The following is a 14,668-nucleotide window of genomic DNA, read 5'->3' on the forward strand; positions in this document are numbered from 1 at the left end:
TGGTACAGAATTAAACGGGTTACAAATAAATTATACATGATTTTTTTTTGTACAATCTGCTATTATTGTTATACACATGTATTTTTTGTATAACTATTTGTATGACGATGAGGGCGGAATGATGGAAACGAAAATCCCAGTAGGTGTGAGTAGTTGTGTGACAGGCCAACAGGTCCGTTTTGACGGTGGACATAAGAAAAGCCATTTTGTGATGGGCGAACTGGCACCATTTTGCGAATTTATTCCGATTTGCCCCGAAGTCGGTGCCGGCATGTCGACTCCCAGACCAACCATTCGTCAGTACGAAAAATATGGTGTGATTCGATTAGTGGAAACGAAAAACGAGGCGGCTGACTATACCGAACAAATGGCAAAATTTACCGACAGAGCGCTTCAGGAGATCGGTCAGTTTCAGCAACCGTTGTGTGGTTATGTGGTTGCGGCGAAATCACCGACCTGCGGGATGAAGCAAGTGAAGGTTTATCATGACGGGGGCGTTCGTAAAGAGGGGGTCGGTTTATATACACAGCAGCTGATGGCGACCATGCCTTGGTTACCGGTTGAGGAAGATGGCCGTCTGAATGACCCGAACTTGCGTGAGAACTTTATTTTACGCGTTTTTTGTCTGCATGATCTGTATCAGTCGGTCGGTGATGACCCGACACCGGCTAATGTGGTTGCGTTCCACAGTCGCTATAAGTTTACGCTCATGGCTCATAGCCCTCAGGCATATCGCTCGCTCGGAAGAATGGTTGCCCATATGGGTGATAAAACACCGACAGAATTCTTTGAACAGTATCGGCTGGCACTGATGCAAGCATTAGCCAAACCGGCCAGCCGAAAAAATAGTACCAATGTGTTGATGCATTTTCAGGGATACTTTAAGCGGTTGCTCGAACCTGAGCAAAAAGCAGAGCTGACACGTATCATTCACGAATATCGTCAGGGGCTTGTCCCATTACTGGTACCGGTCACACTGATTCAGCATTATCTGACGCTTTACCCGAATCCTTATTTGGCACAACAGCATTATCTAAATCCTTACCCACAAGCATTGAAGTTACGTTATGGACTCTAAAGAAAAACGTTATGCGATTCGTGAAGTTTCCGCGATCACCGGTGTAAAGCCAGTGACGCTCAGAGCATGGCAGCGTCGCTACCATTTGGTCGAGCCGAGGAGAACAGAAAAAGGGCACCGATTATATAGTGAACAAGATATTCAGCAGATCCAGCAAATTCAGAGTTGGCTGGCGAAAGGGATTTCGATTGGTAATGTCGCGCAATTACTCCAAGCGGCAGACACGTCGGATCTTGAGCCTTCCGGTTCCGGTGGATTGGAAGAGTGTGAGTCATTTCTTTCTGCATTGGCTCAGTTGAATCGAGGTAAAGCTGAAGCGATCATGGTGGCGGTATTGAAAAATTATCCGCTGGAGATTGTCAAACGGCAATTCGTGATTCCGGTTGATGAGGCGTTGCTGCGGATGAAAAGTTCCCGGCAATCGATTCAGCGAGGGTTGTTTCAATCGATGTTGATAGGGCAGTTTGCTTGGATGATCACGACAGCGAACCGAGCCAGCCATCTGGGAAAATGTCTCTGTGTCAGCCTTGATCCGGTGGGCAGCATCTGGGCATGGCTACGTGCGTTGCAGATTGCCGAACAGGGATATTTTACTGCATTACTCGATGGTGTTGAGGAGTTGTCCGGACTGCTTGATCACGCCAACGAAGGAACATTTCAGCGGATTGATTTTTTTTCTAATCGAGCCCTGACGGGCAAGCAGCAGCAAGTGATTCGTCAGCTACAGCAGTCACAAGAGCACGGCGCTGATTTACCTGAACAGATGCAGCGACAGGGAAAAGAATTGCGAGGACAGACACCGCTGGTCGTGACCTGTGATGGTCTGTTACAACCATTTGACAGCGAAGCATGATATCGATAAATAATTGATCTTATTAAATATAATGGCTCATAAGGGGAATAAGCATGAAGCTGGTTTGGTTCAGACGTGATTTGAGGACGGTTGATCATACGGCGCTGAATGAGGCAATCGGCAGTGGTGAGCCGGTTTGTGCCATCTTTGTTGCTACGCCGGAGCAGTGGCGACAACATGATATGGCACCGATACAGGCCGATTTGATTGCACGGCGTTTGCCGGTGATTGGTAATGAGCTTCGGCAATTGAATGTGCCTTTATACTATCGGGAAGTGCGTGATTTTGCTGAGAGTGTCGAAACGGTTGCGGATTTGGCCCGGCAACTGCAGGCAAATGCAGTTTTCGTCAATATTGAATATGAACTCAATGAGCAGCGGCGAGATCAAAAACTCAAGCAGTGTTTACAACAGCATGGCATTGCTTATCAGGCATTCCATGATAAATGTTTATTCTCACCCGGACAGATTTTAACCAAGCAAGGGGAATTCTTTAAAGTTTTTACGCCCTTTCGCAAAGCTTGGCAAGCACAGTTCACTATACCTTCCGTGGTCGCGCCCTCATCGGCCGCAAAGATACCATCATCAAAGATACCATCATATGATGCAGTTGATCTGAATGACGTTTGTGAGCCTTTTTCTTATCCGCGAGAGTCCAGCCATGCATGGCCGGTAACAACTCATGAGATTCGTGACCGGCTCCGGGCTTTTTGCCGAGAGCGGGTCGATGTTTACCATCAACAGCGTGATTTTCCGGCACTAAATGCAACCAGTAGCTTATCTCCGTATCTGGCCATTGGGGCGTTATCGGTACGTCAGTGTCTGGCAAGGCTGTATCAGACGTCAGAACATGGCTGTTTATCTGCAGGGGCCGAGTCTTGGTTAAATGAACTGATCTGGCGGGAGTTTTATCAACATTTAATCGCTTTTCAACCCTCACTGTGCCAAGGCAAAAGTTTTCATCCTTGGGGTGAACAACTGCGTTGGCATGATACATCAGAAGCCCTGACGCGTTGGCAGCAGGGAATGACCGGCTATCCGATCGTCGATGCCGCGATGAGACAGTTGAACCAGACCGGATGGATGCACAATCGTCTGAGAATGGTGGTGGCAAGCTTTCTGACGAAAGATTTACATATTGACTGGCGAGAAGGCGAGCGTTATTTCATGAGCCGGTTGATTGACGGTGATTTTGCCGCCAATAACGGCGGATGGCAGTGGTCTGCATCGACGGGATGCGATGGTCAGCCTTATTTTCGGATTTTTAATCCGGTCTCTCAAGGGAAAAAATTTGATCCGGATGGTGAGTTTGTGCGCAAGTGGGTGCCGGAGCTTGAGCCGGTATCAAACAAATGGATTCAAGAGCCTTGGCGTGATCCATCTGTGAATTATATGTCATATCCTCAGCCAATCGTTGATCATCAGGTCGAAAGAAAGCTAACCTTGTCCCTTTATCAAACAGCAAAGGATAACTGCTGCCATGATTCGTAATCTGCTGTTGGCATTTGTGATGAGTTGTCTGAGTCTACCGATTCAGGCCAGAACCTATCCTTTCCCTCCTCAGGGAAGCCGTATTGTCGGCAACATTGTTTATCATGAGGTACAAAAGGGCGAAACGGTCGCGAATATTGCGGATGCCTACAATGTGGGTTTTTTGAACATGATGGAAGCAAACCCCGGTGTCGATCCGTTTTTACCGCAGGTCGGGCACGTGATGACGATTCCTGCGCGGATAATTTTACCGGATGTCCCTTGGCAGGGGATTGTGGTGAATCTGGCGGAGCTGAGACTTTACTATTTCGAACCCCAAAAACGTCTGGTTCATATCTTCCCGGTCGGCATTGGCCGGATTGGACGCGATACACCGGAGATGGAAACGAAAATTAGTCAGAAGCGGCCCAACCCGACTTGGACACCACCTCAGTCGATCCGGGCTGAGTATCGTAAGAAGGGGGTTGAGCTGCCCGCGGTCATCCCTGCGGGGCCCGAAAACCCGCTGGGTTTATTTGCATTGCGGCTGGCTTACGGAGCCGGTGATTACCTGATCCATGGGACGAATAAAGACTTCGGCATCGGGCTGCGGGTGAGTGCCGGTTGCATTCGGATGAATCCGAAGGACATCGATTGGTTATTCCACCATGTGAATGTGGGAGAGAAAGTTCGGGTTATTGATGAACCTGTCAAAGTATCCCTTGAACCGGATCGCTCGGTGTTTGTCGAGGCTCATGAACCTCTGACACGCAGTAACGGTAGTAAGAAAGCGCTGGCTTTGCCGCAGGAATTGGTTTGGTGGATGGCAGAATTTAACCACTCCGATCAGAAAGCCAAAGCGGCATTGGTCAGTAAAAATGGGATACCGATTGAGGTTGTCAAAGCGCAGTAAGCTGAGGCAATTCAGCTCAGTTCAATTCAATGAGAGGATTTCTGTGGGTGCGAAGGAGAGACCGAGCCCTCGAAAGTACAGCCGCTGATAAAATTCAGGGCAACAGATGTTGCCCTGAATTGATATCGAAAAGAGGGGGTTATTTAGTGTAAGACTGGGCAATATGATCGATACGTTCATTCGCTCTTTGTGCTTCTTCCCGTACCGCATTGACAGAGTCTGAAGTCTGATCGATTTTATCGCTAAGCATCATCTGACTGCTTTTTAGGGAAGCGACTTGGTCACTTAATTGGCTGACTTGGTTGCTCAGCTCATCCATTTTTGCCGTAGTTGCACTATCTGTGCTAGAAGCACACCCGGAAAGAAAGACAACACCTGACGCTGCTACTGCCAAAAATACTTTGTTCATTATGAACTCCTTGATTGTTCCTTCGGATCAAAGTCACTTGCTTTCCATCATTTTGACGATACGACGGCAGCAAGCAGTATGTTATATGATTGTAGCACTGAAATAGGCAATGAAAGTCAGAGGAAAATAAGAAATATGAAAAACTTATGAGAAAATCATTTCGATTCCGTTGATTTTTACCCGCAACCGCAGATGTCTTTTTCTATTCACCTCTGGGGAATTGCGTTATGATAGCGCGTTTTATTCAGCCCTCCCTGTTCATTGGGGATAGACATTGATTTAGTCACAAATAATTGGAGACTCCTTTGCAGTTTAAAGATTTAGGCTTAGATAATCGTTTACTTAAGAACGTCAACCATTACGATTTCAAGCAAGCAACGGAAATACAACAGAAAGCGATTCCTCTGACAATTGCCGGAAAGGATTTACTGGCGTCATCGCAAACCGGTTCAGGCAAGACGCTTGCCTTTGTACTCCCTATGTTGCATAAGTCATTAAAGAGCAAAGCGTTTTCTGCTAAAGATCCGCGAGGATTGATTCTGGCACCAACGCGTGAACTGGCAAAGCAGGTATACGGAGAGCTGCGTATCATGCTGGGTGGACTGGTGTACGATGCAGCGTTGATTGTCGGTGGTGAGAACTTCAATGATCAAGTGAAAGCGCTGCGGCGTTATCCGCGATTCATTGTGGCAACACCGGGACGTTTGGCTGATCACTTAGATCACCGATCTCTGTTCCTCGATGGCTTGGAAACCTTAATTTTGGATGAAGCCGACAGAATGTTGGATTTAGGGTTCGCTCCCCAACTGCGACGGATTCACCGTGCTGCCAAACATCGTCGGCGTCAGACGCTGATGTTTTCAGCCACACTCGACCATGCTGAAGTCAACGATATTGCAATGGAAATGCTGAATCAGCCGAAACGCATCGCTGTTGGTCTCTCGAATGAACAGCACCAAGATATCCGTCAGCGTTTTTATCTGTGTGATCACCTTGATCATAAAGAGGCGATTCTTGATCGTGTGCTTGAGTCTGAATCTTACCGTCAGATGATTATCTTCACGGCAACCCGTGCGGATACTGAACGATTGACGACAAAAATGAATCAGCGCAATTTAAAGGCTGTGGCCTTGAGCGGTGAGCTGAATCAGACGCAACGAAATACCATCATGAGTCAGTTTGAGCGGGGTGTATTCAAGATTCTGGTCACCACGGATGTTGCTTCCCGGGGTTTGGATATCAGTACCGTGACGCATGTAATCAATTTTGATATGCCAAAGCATACCGAGGAATATGTACACCGGATTGGTCGTACCGGCCGGGCCGGCAGCAAAGGTGATGCGATTTCGTTGGTGGGACCGAAAGATTGGGACAGTTTCAAACGGGTTGAAGCATTTTTGGCACAAACCATTCAATTTTCGGTCTTTGACGATTTAAAAGGCAAATTTAAAGGGATTACACCGAAGAAAATCATTCCGCGTCAACCGACGAAGAAGAAAGCCCCGGTTCGGAAAGCAAAACCGTCGGATCAGAAAAAGGCACCGCAACGGGATAAAAGCTTTTATCAGAATACACCGGTGGGAGATGCGGTCTTTATTCCGCGTAAAAAACCGGCTGCGCAAGATGATAATGGTTGAGTCATTTGATTGCGTGATTAAATAATGAATGCCGTGGCAGAAGATGCCACGGCATTTTTTTCGATATCAGTTTTCGATATCAGAATGGTACTCAACACGCCGGAGGCATGACCATCGTTCAGCTCAGTTTAAAGTAACTGAGTTGTTGTGACTGTTGTTCGGCAAGCGATGAAAGTTCCTGACTGGCCTCTGCTGACTGAATCACACCTGTTACATTTTGCGTGACCAGTTGGTAGATATTATTAATATTCTGGCTAATGTCAGCAGTTACTGAGCGCTGTTCTTCAGAAGAAGACGCAACCTGAGTATTAACGGATTCCAAATGAGTAATCGATTCGACGATGTCATTGAGTGATATCTGAACTTCTTGAACCATCGCTTGATTCTTATCCAGCATTCCCAGACTGGTGGTCATACTCTCGTTGGCGAGCCCGGACTGTTGTTGAAGGGTTTCTATGATTTCCTGAATCTCTTTGGTCGATTCTTGCGTTCTGGCTGCCAACAGACGAACTTCATCGGCAACAACCGAGAAACCGCGTCCGCTTTCTCCGGCCCGAGCCGCTTCAATCGCAGCGTTGAGTGCCAACAGGTTAGTTTGCTCGGAAATATTTTCGATCACTTCGATCACCGTACCGATTTGTTCGGACTGCGCTTTCAGTGACGCAACCACTTGGGCAGCATCTCCGATTTGTCCGGCCATTTGCGTGCTGAGACGACCGGTCTGTTCGAATATATTCAGACTTTTTCTCGCGCGTTCGCTGGCTTGATGCGCGGCGGCATCGGCTTCTTGGGCGTGATTTGTCACATCGTTGGCGGTCATCTCTAATTGAGAAACTGCCGATGCAACTTGTTCAAGATCGGTTTTCTCATGATCGAAGTTGACCCGGGATTGCGTCATGACAGTTGCGAGTTCTGTCGCTGCTGATGCTACATCGGCACTGATAGATGTCAGTGTATGAGTGGTTTGCTTCAACAGTATGACGGTGGTATTGACATCTCGCGCAAGCGAAGACAGTTCATTATTTCCCTGCGCTGTAATATTGACCGTCAAATCTCCTTGAGCAACCTGCCGCATTGCAGCCTGTAATTGATGGATCGGTTTGACAATCACGCCCGCCAGTATCCAGGCAAAAACAGCTATGCTCACTAAAATAATCAGCAGCCAGATGATCGAGTCAGTGAGGATCGAATGGTGTTCTTGGGCGTGAATATTAATGTCTTGTAACGCAGCACGGTTCATCTGTTCTGATAATTCCTGAACGGCTTTCACCATGTTGCGTCCCGCAGTGCGGTAGTTCTCAGCGGCTCGGTGGTAACGCTGTTCAAAATCTGAACGAGGTTGCCCGAGACGATGCTTTTCGTTCATCAGCGGCAGCATGACATCGATAGAATAACGAACATATTCATCCATTGCTTGATGAAGTGCCCGGGCTTCGTTTTTGATCGCTGGTAACTGACTTAACTGATTCAGCATTTGCGCATTCACTTGCTGCTTTTCACGTAGCGTTGCAGTCAACGTTTGTGCATCGTCTGGTTGGAAAATACTGTAGATAGCACGGATCCGCATGGCATAGATATTGTCGATGATTGCAGTCAGATTATCCTTATTCTGAATGATACGTGTTGTTGATGTGGATACGCCGTTAAAGGCCTGACTGAGCTGGTTGGTTGCAAATAGGACACCTGTTGTTAATAGGACCAGAGCTATCAGGACCGGAATCACGACTTGGACCTTGATAGAGCATCGACTGATGATCTGGCGCATACTTTTACCTCGAATAATTGATTAGGTTGTCGATTCTAGCCCGTCATCTGAATAATTCAACGTCAAATATGACGTGTTACAGATGTAATTACTCAGGTTAATCAATATGTTGAATAGTGAGTGATTGTTGATGTAATGGTTTACTGCGTTGTCTTATATAAGTTTTCAGTCAGTGCAGTTGGAGCACTGTTGGAAGCGTTATCACATAAATAATTTCATCATTTGTCATACATGCTTCAACTGATTGAAACACAATTGTCATATTTCCGCCCTAAAGTGACCCTCGTTGAAACAAAACACAAACGGCAATCAAGCCACTTAAGGATATAGTGATGAAAAAAACAGTTATCGGTGCAGTTGCTCTTATCAGTGCATTATCAGTGAACGTTGCTTCAGCGAAGGAAACGATTTCAGCAGTGGGCTCTAGTAGTGTGACTCCCTTGATGGAAGTATTTGCAGAAACTTATATGAAAGATCACTCAAATGTTTTTATTGAGGTTCAAGGCCCGGGTTCTTCTGCTGGTATCAAAGCTGCAAAAAATGGTAGTGCAGATATCGGTATGTCTTCTCGTAATCTGAAAACTTCTGAAAAAGAACCAACATTAATTGAAGAAGTGATTGCTCGTGACGGTATCGCAGTTGTAGTAAACCCAAAAAACCATCTGAAAGGTCTGACTTCTGAGCAGGTTTCTGCAATTTACCGTGGTGAAATCACCAACTGGAAAGATGTTGGCGGTAACGACAAACCAATCGTCGCAATCACGCGTGATACTGCATCTGGTACTCGTGGTGCATTCGAAGAAATCATGGAACTGAAGAAAAAAATTGGCGATAAGAAAGTTTCTGCAATCTCTCAACGTGCGCAAGTTGCGAATGGTAACGGTGGTCTGAAAACCATGGTTGCATCAAACCCATACGCAATTGGTTATATTTCACTCGGTTCAGTTGACTCAACAGTTCATCCTTTGTCTATCGACGGTGTGGCTGCTGATGTTGCAAACGTGAAAAACGGTTCTTATAAAGTTGCGCGTCCGTTCCTGGTTCTTTATCGCGAAGGCAAACCTTCTGCTGAAACGAAGAAATTCCTGAACTGGATGCTGACTAAAGAAGCTCAGAAAATTGTAGACAAAAAAGGCTACATTTCTATCCACTAAGTTTGGCTCTTATTTGAAATATTGCTCAGCCAGCGTTGGCTGAGCCTTTTCTATTCACGCGGATTTGTCCGATAAGTGAGAAGAAGATTATGACCATCGCAACAACAAATAGTGACAAGTTTATGAACGATAGCTCCGCTCAAAGCTCTGTTTCTTCACCCCGAAAACTACGGATTGGCAAACGTATTGATTGGAAGGAAAGGATTTTTCATGGCCTGTTTCTGACCAGTGCGACCATCGGTATCGTTTCACTTTTTATCATTGCTTATTTTATTGTTAAGGAAAGTATTCCTGCCTTTGAAGAAGCCGGTGTGCTGGGGATTGTCCTCGGTGAAGACTGGTTACCACCTGCTCTGTACGGTGTAGCGACGATGATCGTTGCATCGGTCGTTTCTACCTTCGGTGCGGTAATGATTGGGGTACCAATCGGGATATTAACCGCCATATTCATTGCTGAAATTGCTCCGAAACGTCTGGCGAACATCATTCGCCCGGCGGTTGAACTGTTAGCGGGGATTCCTTCCGTCGTTTATGGTTTCTTCGGATTAATCATCATTGTTCCTTTGATTCAACAGATATTTGATGTCCCTGCCGGTAACACAATTCTGGCGGGAATGATTGTTTTGGGAGTGATGATTCTGCCAACGGTTATCACCGTTTCTGAAACATCGATTCGTGCCGTGCCTGCTGCTTATAAAGAAGGTTCTCTGGCGCTCGGTGCATCCAATATCTTTACGATTTTTAAACTGCTTGTGCCGGCGGCTCGCTCAGGGATTATGACAGCGGTTATTTTGGGGATTGGTCGTGCTTTGGGTGAAACCATGGCCATCATTATGGTGATGGGGAATGCCCCTGCGATGCCTCAGGGAATCCTCGATTCAGCCCGGACATTGACCGCGAATATTGCCATTGAGATGTCCTATGCCAGTGGTATTCACGCCAATGCACTTTATGCGACAGGTGTGGTGTTGCTGGTCTTTATCATGATGCTCAATGCAGCCCTGTTATACCTGAATAGAGAGAAGGCGAAGTAAGTTATGAATCGCGCAAAACTAAAGCAGTCCCGAGTGTTGAAAGATAATATCCTCAGAACGTTTATCTGGTTATCTGCGGCGTTTACGGTCGGGTTCTTATTCTGGATTATCTGGTACATTCTTTCTAATGGTATTCAGCATGTCGATTGGGATTTCATCACGGATAACTATACGCGTACCGGTGATGAGCATGGTATTTTCCCGATGATTGTTGCGACCCTGTATATGGTCATTGCGTCAATTGCCGTCGCAGCTCCAATGGGGATCATGACCGCTATCTATTTGACGGAATATGCCAAAGTTGGCAGCCGATTGGTGAAAGTGATTCGGTTCTGTACTGAGTCTCTGGCGGGGATTCCGTCAATTATTTTCGGTTTATTCGGTATGACATTTTTTGTGGCAATTCTCGGATTCGGATTCTCCATTCTGTCGGGCGCACTCACATTGAGTATTCTGATCTTACCGGTGATTATCCGGACCACTGAAGAAGCGCTGATGGCGGTACCACAAACTTACCGGGAAGGGTCATATGGTCTCGGCGCATCCAAAATCTATACGATTTGGCGTCTGATTTTACCCAGTGCTATCCCGGGAATTCTGGCATCGGTCATTTTAAGTATCGGTCGGGTTATCGGTGAGTCTGCACCGGTGTTCTTAACGGCCGGGATGGTTGCCCGGATTCCGGACTCTCTGTTTGACTCAGGGCGGACACTGACGGTCCATCTGTATAAGTTAACCACCGAACTATTTACTGTGGAAGAGTGGAATCAAGCTTACGGCACCGCAACGGTTCTGATTGTGGTGGTACTGCTGATTAACATGGTCACTAAGCTGATTGCTAGGCGATTCAATACGGCAACTTATTAAAATAGCCAGCTTGGTTACAGGTCATAAAGAATTATTTGAGATTGAAGACAATGAATAAATTTGCGATTGAAAATTTAGATTTATATTACGGTGACAATCAGGCTTTAAAAGCGATTAATCTCCCGATTCCACAGCGTCAGGTCACGGCACTGATTGGCCCGTCCGGATGTGGTAAGTCAACGCTGTTACGTTGTCTGAACCGGATGAATGACCTGATCGAAGGGGTGAAAATTACCGGTAAGCTGACCATGGACGGTGAAGATATTTACGGTGATGTCGATGTTTCTGATCTGCGCATTAAAGTCGGGATGGTATTCCAGAAGCCAAATCCATTCCCGATGAGCATTTATGAAAATGTTGCCTACGGACTACGTGCGCAAGGGATCCGCGATAAAAAACATATTGATGAAGTGGTTGAGCGTTCACTACGGAGCGCAGCTTTGTGGGACGAAGTGAAAGATCGTCTCAAGTCTCATGCGTTTGGTTTGTCTGGCGGCCAACAGCAACGTCTGTGTATTGCGCGGACAATCGCGATGGAACCGGATGTGATTCTGATGGATGAACCGACTTCAGCATTGGATCCGATCGCAACGCACAAGATCGAAGAATTGATGGAAGAACTGAAGAAAAACTACACTATCGTGATTGTGACCCACTCTATGCAGCAAGCACGCCGTATCTCTGACCGGACAGCATTCTTCCTGATGGGAGAGCTGGTTGAACATAACGATACTCAGATTATCTTTAGCGAGCCGAAAGATGACCGCACTCGTGGTTACGTGAATGGCGATTTTGGTTAAGGCTCAATCGTCGCAATTGATACACGCGATACGAAAGAAACATCCACTGACGGCTGTCGGTGCGCATAAAACAATTCATATAATAATAAGCGATGGTAAACTTTGCCCCTTCATTGAAGGGGTTTTTTTATTCGACCGATATTTTATTCAGCCGATATTTTATTCAACTAATAATCACGCCAACCGTCATGCTTAGATCAACACGATGTCTGCCACTGATCTCCCAGATCGATTTCTCCTTATTGCCCACCGGTCACCCGCCCGATGACCAGCATTATCATGCCTTTGGATACTATTTTTTTTAAAATATGATCTGCACTTGCCCGGAGGGACAAATGTCCGTTGCTGGTTCTCTTATGTTGGTTATGTTCGGTAAAGATTAAAAAAACAAAAAAGGATGATGGTATGGATATAGCTTCATGGTTCGACATTAACAACACTTTTGTCGTGATTCCCATTGGTGGCGGCTATGCAATGTCGTGGATAGAAATGGTTGGTACCCTATTTGGTTTACTGTGTATTTGGTGCGCCAGTAAGGAGAAAATCATCAACTATTTATTCGGCCTTATCAATGTCACATTATTTGCGATTATATTTTATCAGATTCAGCTTTACGGATTGCTGATTCTACAACTGTTTTTCTTCTGTGCGAATATTTACGGTTGGTATGCTTGGTCACGACCGGACGCGATGGACGGTGAAGCGTTGAAAGTTCGTTGGCTGGCAAAAGATAAACTCATCAAAACGTCAGTGATCAGTGTCATGGCGATTGTGCTGCTGACCATGTTTATTGACCCATTTTTCTCAGCGTTAGCCAGTTTATCCGTCGGATTATTGAACGCTTTTGGTGCTTCGATAACGTTAGGTGCGCTTGATCCGGACGCATTTCCGTTTTGGGATGCAGCGATGACCGTCTTGTCGATAGTCGCGCAAATTCTGATGACACGGAAATATGTTGAAAACTGGATTTTATGGGTGGTGATTAACATCATCAGTGTTGGTGTCTACGCCGCACAAGGTGTTTATGCAATGTCGATTGAGTATGTGATTTTGCTATTCATTGCACTCAACGGGACTAGGGAATGGATACAGACGGCGAAAATCAATGCAAGTGAATTTAAGCATCAGGAGTCAGCACTGTGATACAGCCGCATATTAATGTAAAAAGCCAACAAATTACTGAGCGGGTGATTGTATGTGGTGACCCGGCTCGTGCAGAGCGAATCGCCAACTGGTGTGAGGATGGCGAGCATTTAACAACGAACCGGGAGTTTAGTGTCTATTCTGCTTGGTTTCAGGGCGTTAAAGTGACGATATGCAGTACAGGAATCGGTGCGCCATCGATGCTCATCGCACTGGAAGAGCTGAAACAATGTGGCGCGACTCATATTATTCGCGTGGGCTCTGCCGGTGCGCTGCAAAACTATGTTGGGCTTGGTGAACTGATCATTGCCGAAGGTGCAGTCCGAGATGACGGTGGGTCGCTGAGTTATTTGCCGAAGAGTTATCCTGCGGTTGCCGATCTTGCGCTGACGATGCGCTTGCTTGATGCCGCCGGAAAGCTTGAAGCCGTTCATCATTCAGGGTTAGTTCGTTCACACGACAGCTTTTACACGGATGGTGAAACACAAATCTGCCAATTTTGGCATCAACGCGGTATTTTAGCGGCCGATATGGAAACTTCGGCACTTTTAGCGGTCGGACGATATCGCGGCTTAAAAGTCGCATCCGTGCTGAACAACGTCGTGTTGTACGAGCAAGATGTTCAGCAAGGGATTACTCAGTTTAACCAAGCTGAAGCTGACATGATGCAAGGTGAAAAGCTTTCCGCGTTGATTGCGCTTGAGGCATTGGTGACCAGCTAAACCGATAACGGCACACGGAACGAGCTGTTGCAGTGTTAGTAATGAATGAAAAATATAGTGGTGAATAGACAAGCGTATCGTTTGCCTTATATGCTGAGCTTATCGATAGAATGGACGATAAAATGGTATGCAAGTTCAGCCGAACAAAAATACACGTTTTTATGAATACTTACAGAGCAAGCTACCGCTGTTCAGGCAAGTTTTGGACAATAGCTGCGTTACACAACGGCGTTTTTCTGCGGGTGAATCGCTGCTGACCCAAGGGCAAAAAGTCGATCATTTGTATGTGGTGTCTGTTGGACGTGTGTCGATGAATATTACGGTGGCGAGTGGCAAACGCTTTCAGCTTGGTGAAGTTCAGTGTGATGATCACATTTTTGGTGAAATGGAGTTCTTCACCCAAATCTTATGCCAGTGGAATGTCGTGGCCGAAGAGGACATCGACGTCGCAGTGATTTCTGCGGCCCGTTTATCTCAGGCAATGCTTGGTTATCCAGAACTCACTATGTTCTTTGCCAGCGCTCTGGCCGAAGATTATCAAGATTCACTGAGTATCTACACACAACGCTTACTCTGGCCCATCATGTATAACATTGCTTATGATTTATGGATTCGCCATCAAAGTGATGTCGCTCTCGGTGGCTTTGAACGGATTGACAGCGAAGCGGAGCGATTTGGTACGACCAGCCGGGTCTATCGTCGTGCAGTCAAAGCTTTGCTGGATAGGGGGCTCGTTGTTAAACACGGTCATCATTTATCGATTGGTGACCTGTCTAAGCTGAAAGCGTTTCTCGATGATAAAATCGATAGCGATTAGAGGCGTA

The 14,668-nt window shown here is 46.3% G+C and carries 14 protein-coding genes; 12 read left to right on the plus strand and 2 right to left on the minus strand.

The window, feature by feature from the left end:
- Positions 1-118 precede the first annotated feature (118 nt).
- From AC55NX_RS10880 to AC55NX_RS10895, 4 genes are read left to right on the plus strand one after another with little or no spacing between them, the layout of a single operon-like run.
- Complete coding sequence (locus AC55NX_RS10880) at positions 119-1,078, plus strand: YbgA family protein (RefSeq protein ID WP_496995746.1); 960 nt, start codon at positions 119-121, stop codon at positions 1,076-1,078.
- Complete coding sequence (locus tag AC55NX_RS10885; protein WP_496995747.1) at positions 1,068-1,931, plus strand: MerR family transcriptional regulator; 864 nt, start codon at positions 1,068-1,070, stop codon at positions 1,929-1,931. Before AC55NX_RS10880 ends, AC55NX_RS10885 begins: the two co-directional genes overlap by 11 nt.
- A gap of 53 nt (positions 1,932-1,984) precedes the next feature.
- Positions 1,985-3,421, plus strand: coding sequence for a deoxyribodipyrimidine photo-lyase (phrB, locus tag AC55NX_RS10890; RefSeq protein WP_496995748.1), 1,437 nt, complete (start codon positions 1,985-1,987; stop codon positions 3,419-3,421).
- Positions 3,411-4,313, plus strand: coding sequence for a L,D-transpeptidase family protein (locus AC55NX_RS10895; RefSeq protein ID WP_496995749.1), 903 nt, complete (start codon positions 3,411-3,413; stop codon positions 4,311-4,313). Before phrB ends, AC55NX_RS10895 begins: the two co-directional genes overlap by 11 nt.
- Positions 4,314-4,452: 139 nt before the next feature.
- Here AC55NX_RS10895 and AC55NX_RS10900 read toward each other — a convergent pair whose 3' ends face one another.
- Positions 4,453-4,722, minus strand: coding sequence for an Lpp/OprI family alanine-zipper lipoprotein (locus AC55NX_RS10900; protein ID WP_072954543.1), 270 nt, complete (start codon positions 4,720-4,722; stop codon positions 4,453-4,455).
- Positions 4,723-5,015: 293 nt separating this feature from the next.
- Here AC55NX_RS10900 and AC55NX_RS10905 point away from each other — a divergent pair, with 293 nt between their 5' ends.
- Positions 5,016-6,359 (plus strand): DEAD/DEAH box helicase, encoded by a 1,344-nt coding sequence (locus AC55NX_RS10905; protein ID WP_496995750.1) that lies wholly within the window; start codon positions 5,016-5,018, stop codon positions 6,357-6,359.
- A 118-nt stretch (positions 6,360-6,477) separates the two neighbouring features.
- Here AC55NX_RS10905 and AC55NX_RS10910 read toward each other — a convergent pair whose 3' ends face one another.
- Complete coding sequence (locus AC55NX_RS10910; protein WP_496995751.1) at positions 6,478-8,124, minus strand: methyl-accepting chemotaxis protein; 1,647 nt, start codon at positions 8,122-8,124, stop codon at positions 6,478-6,480.
- Positions 8,125-8,456: 332 nt separating this feature from the next.
- Between AC55NX_RS10910 and AC55NX_RS10915 the strand changes: the two genes are divergently transcribed.
- The 7 genes from AC55NX_RS10915 (at position 8,457) to AC55NX_RS10945 (ending at position 14,661) form a co-directional block, all read left to right on the plus strand.
- Positions 8,457-9,278, plus strand: a complete 822-nt coding sequence (locus AC55NX_RS10915; protein WP_496995752.1) for a phosphate ABC transporter substrate-binding protein — start codon at positions 8,457-8,459, stop codon at positions 9,276-9,278.
- An 89-nt stretch (positions 9,279-9,367) separates the two neighbouring features.
- Positions 9,368-10,312, plus strand: coding sequence for a phosphate ABC transporter permease subunit PstC (pstC, locus tag AC55NX_RS10920; protein WP_496995753.1), 945 nt, complete (start codon positions 9,368-9,370; stop codon positions 10,310-10,312).
- Between the two features lie 3 nt (positions 10,313-10,315).
- On the plus strand, positions 10,316-11,179 hold the full coding sequence (gene pstA, locus AC55NX_RS10925) for a phosphate ABC transporter permease PstA (protein ID WP_496995754.1): 864 nt from the start codon (positions 10,316-10,318) through the stop codon (positions 11,177-11,179).
- Positions 11,180-11,229: 50 nt separating this feature from the next.
- Positions 11,230-11,979, plus strand: a complete 750-nt coding sequence (gene pstB / locus AC55NX_RS10930; protein ID WP_496995755.1) for a phosphate ABC transporter ATP-binding protein PstB — start codon at positions 11,230-11,232, stop codon at positions 11,977-11,979.
- Between the two features lie 405 nt (positions 11,980-12,384).
- Complete coding sequence (gene pnuC, locus AC55NX_RS10935; protein ID WP_496995756.1) at positions 12,385-13,122, plus strand: nicotinamide riboside transporter PnuC; 738 nt, start codon at positions 12,385-12,387, stop codon at positions 13,120-13,122.
- Positions 13,119-13,844 carry a nucleoside phosphorylase gene (locus AC55NX_RS10940; RefSeq protein ID WP_496995757.1) on the plus strand — a complete coding sequence of 242 codons (726 nt, stop codon included), beginning with the start codon at positions 13,119-13,121 and terminating at the stop codon, positions 13,842-13,844. Before pnuC ends, AC55NX_RS10940 begins: the two co-directional genes overlap by 4 nt.
- Before the next feature lie 127 nt (positions 13,845-13,971).
- On the plus strand, positions 13,972-14,661 hold the full coding sequence (locus AC55NX_RS10945) for a Crp/Fnr family transcriptional regulator (RefSeq protein ID WP_496995758.1): 690 nt from the start codon (positions 13,972-13,974) through the stop codon (positions 14,659-14,661).
- Positions 14,662-14,668 lie beyond the last annotated feature (7 nt).

Source organism: Vibrio rubrogenes (assembly GCF_059641415.1).

Excerpts from the sequence above, each read along its gene's own strand:
- AC55NX_RS10880 (WP_496995746.1), top strand. The coding sequence starts at position 119 with ATGATGGAAACGAAAATCCCAGTAGGTGTGAGTAGTTGTGTGACAGGC.
- AC55NX_RS10885 (WP_496995747.1), top strand. The coding sequence starts at position 1,068 with ATGGACTCTAAAGAAAAACGTTATGCGATTCGTGAAGTTTCCGCGATC.
- phrB (WP_496995748.1), top strand. The coding sequence starts at position 1,985 with ATGAAGCTGGTTTGGTTCAGACGTGATTTGAGGACGGTTGATCATACG.
- AC55NX_RS10895 (WP_496995749.1), top strand. The coding sequence starts at position 3,411 with ATGATTCGTAATCTGCTGTTGGCATTTGTGATGAGTTGTCTGAGTCTA.
- AC55NX_RS10900 (WP_072954543.1), bottom strand. The coding sequence starts at position 4,722 with ATGAACAAAGTATTTTTGGCAGTAGCAGCGTCAGGTGTTGTCTTTCTT.
- AC55NX_RS10910 (WP_496995751.1), bottom strand. The coding sequence starts at position 8,124 with ATGCGCCAGATCATCAGTCGATGCTCTATCAAGGTCCAAGTCGTGATT.
- AC55NX_RS10915 (WP_496995752.1), top strand. The coding sequence starts at position 8,457 with ATGAAAAAAACAGTTATCGGTGCAGTTGCTCTTATCAGTGCATTATCA.
- pstC (WP_496995753.1), top strand. The coding sequence starts at position 9,368 with ATGACCATCGCAACAACAAATAGTGACAAGTTTATGAACGATAGCTCC.
- pstA (WP_496995754.1), top strand. The coding sequence starts at position 10,316 with ATGAATCGCGCAAAACTAAAGCAGTCCCGAGTGTTGAAAGATAATATC.
- pstB (WP_496995755.1), top strand. The coding sequence starts at position 11,230 with ATGAATAAATTTGCGATTGAAAATTTAGATTTATATTACGGTGACAAT.
- pnuC (WP_496995756.1), top strand. The coding sequence starts at position 12,385 with ATGGATATAGCTTCATGGTTCGACATTAACAACACTTTTGTCGTGATT.
- AC55NX_RS10945 (WP_496995758.1), top strand. The coding sequence starts at position 13,972 with ATGCAAGTTCAGCCGAACAAAAATACACGTTTTTATGAATACTTACAG.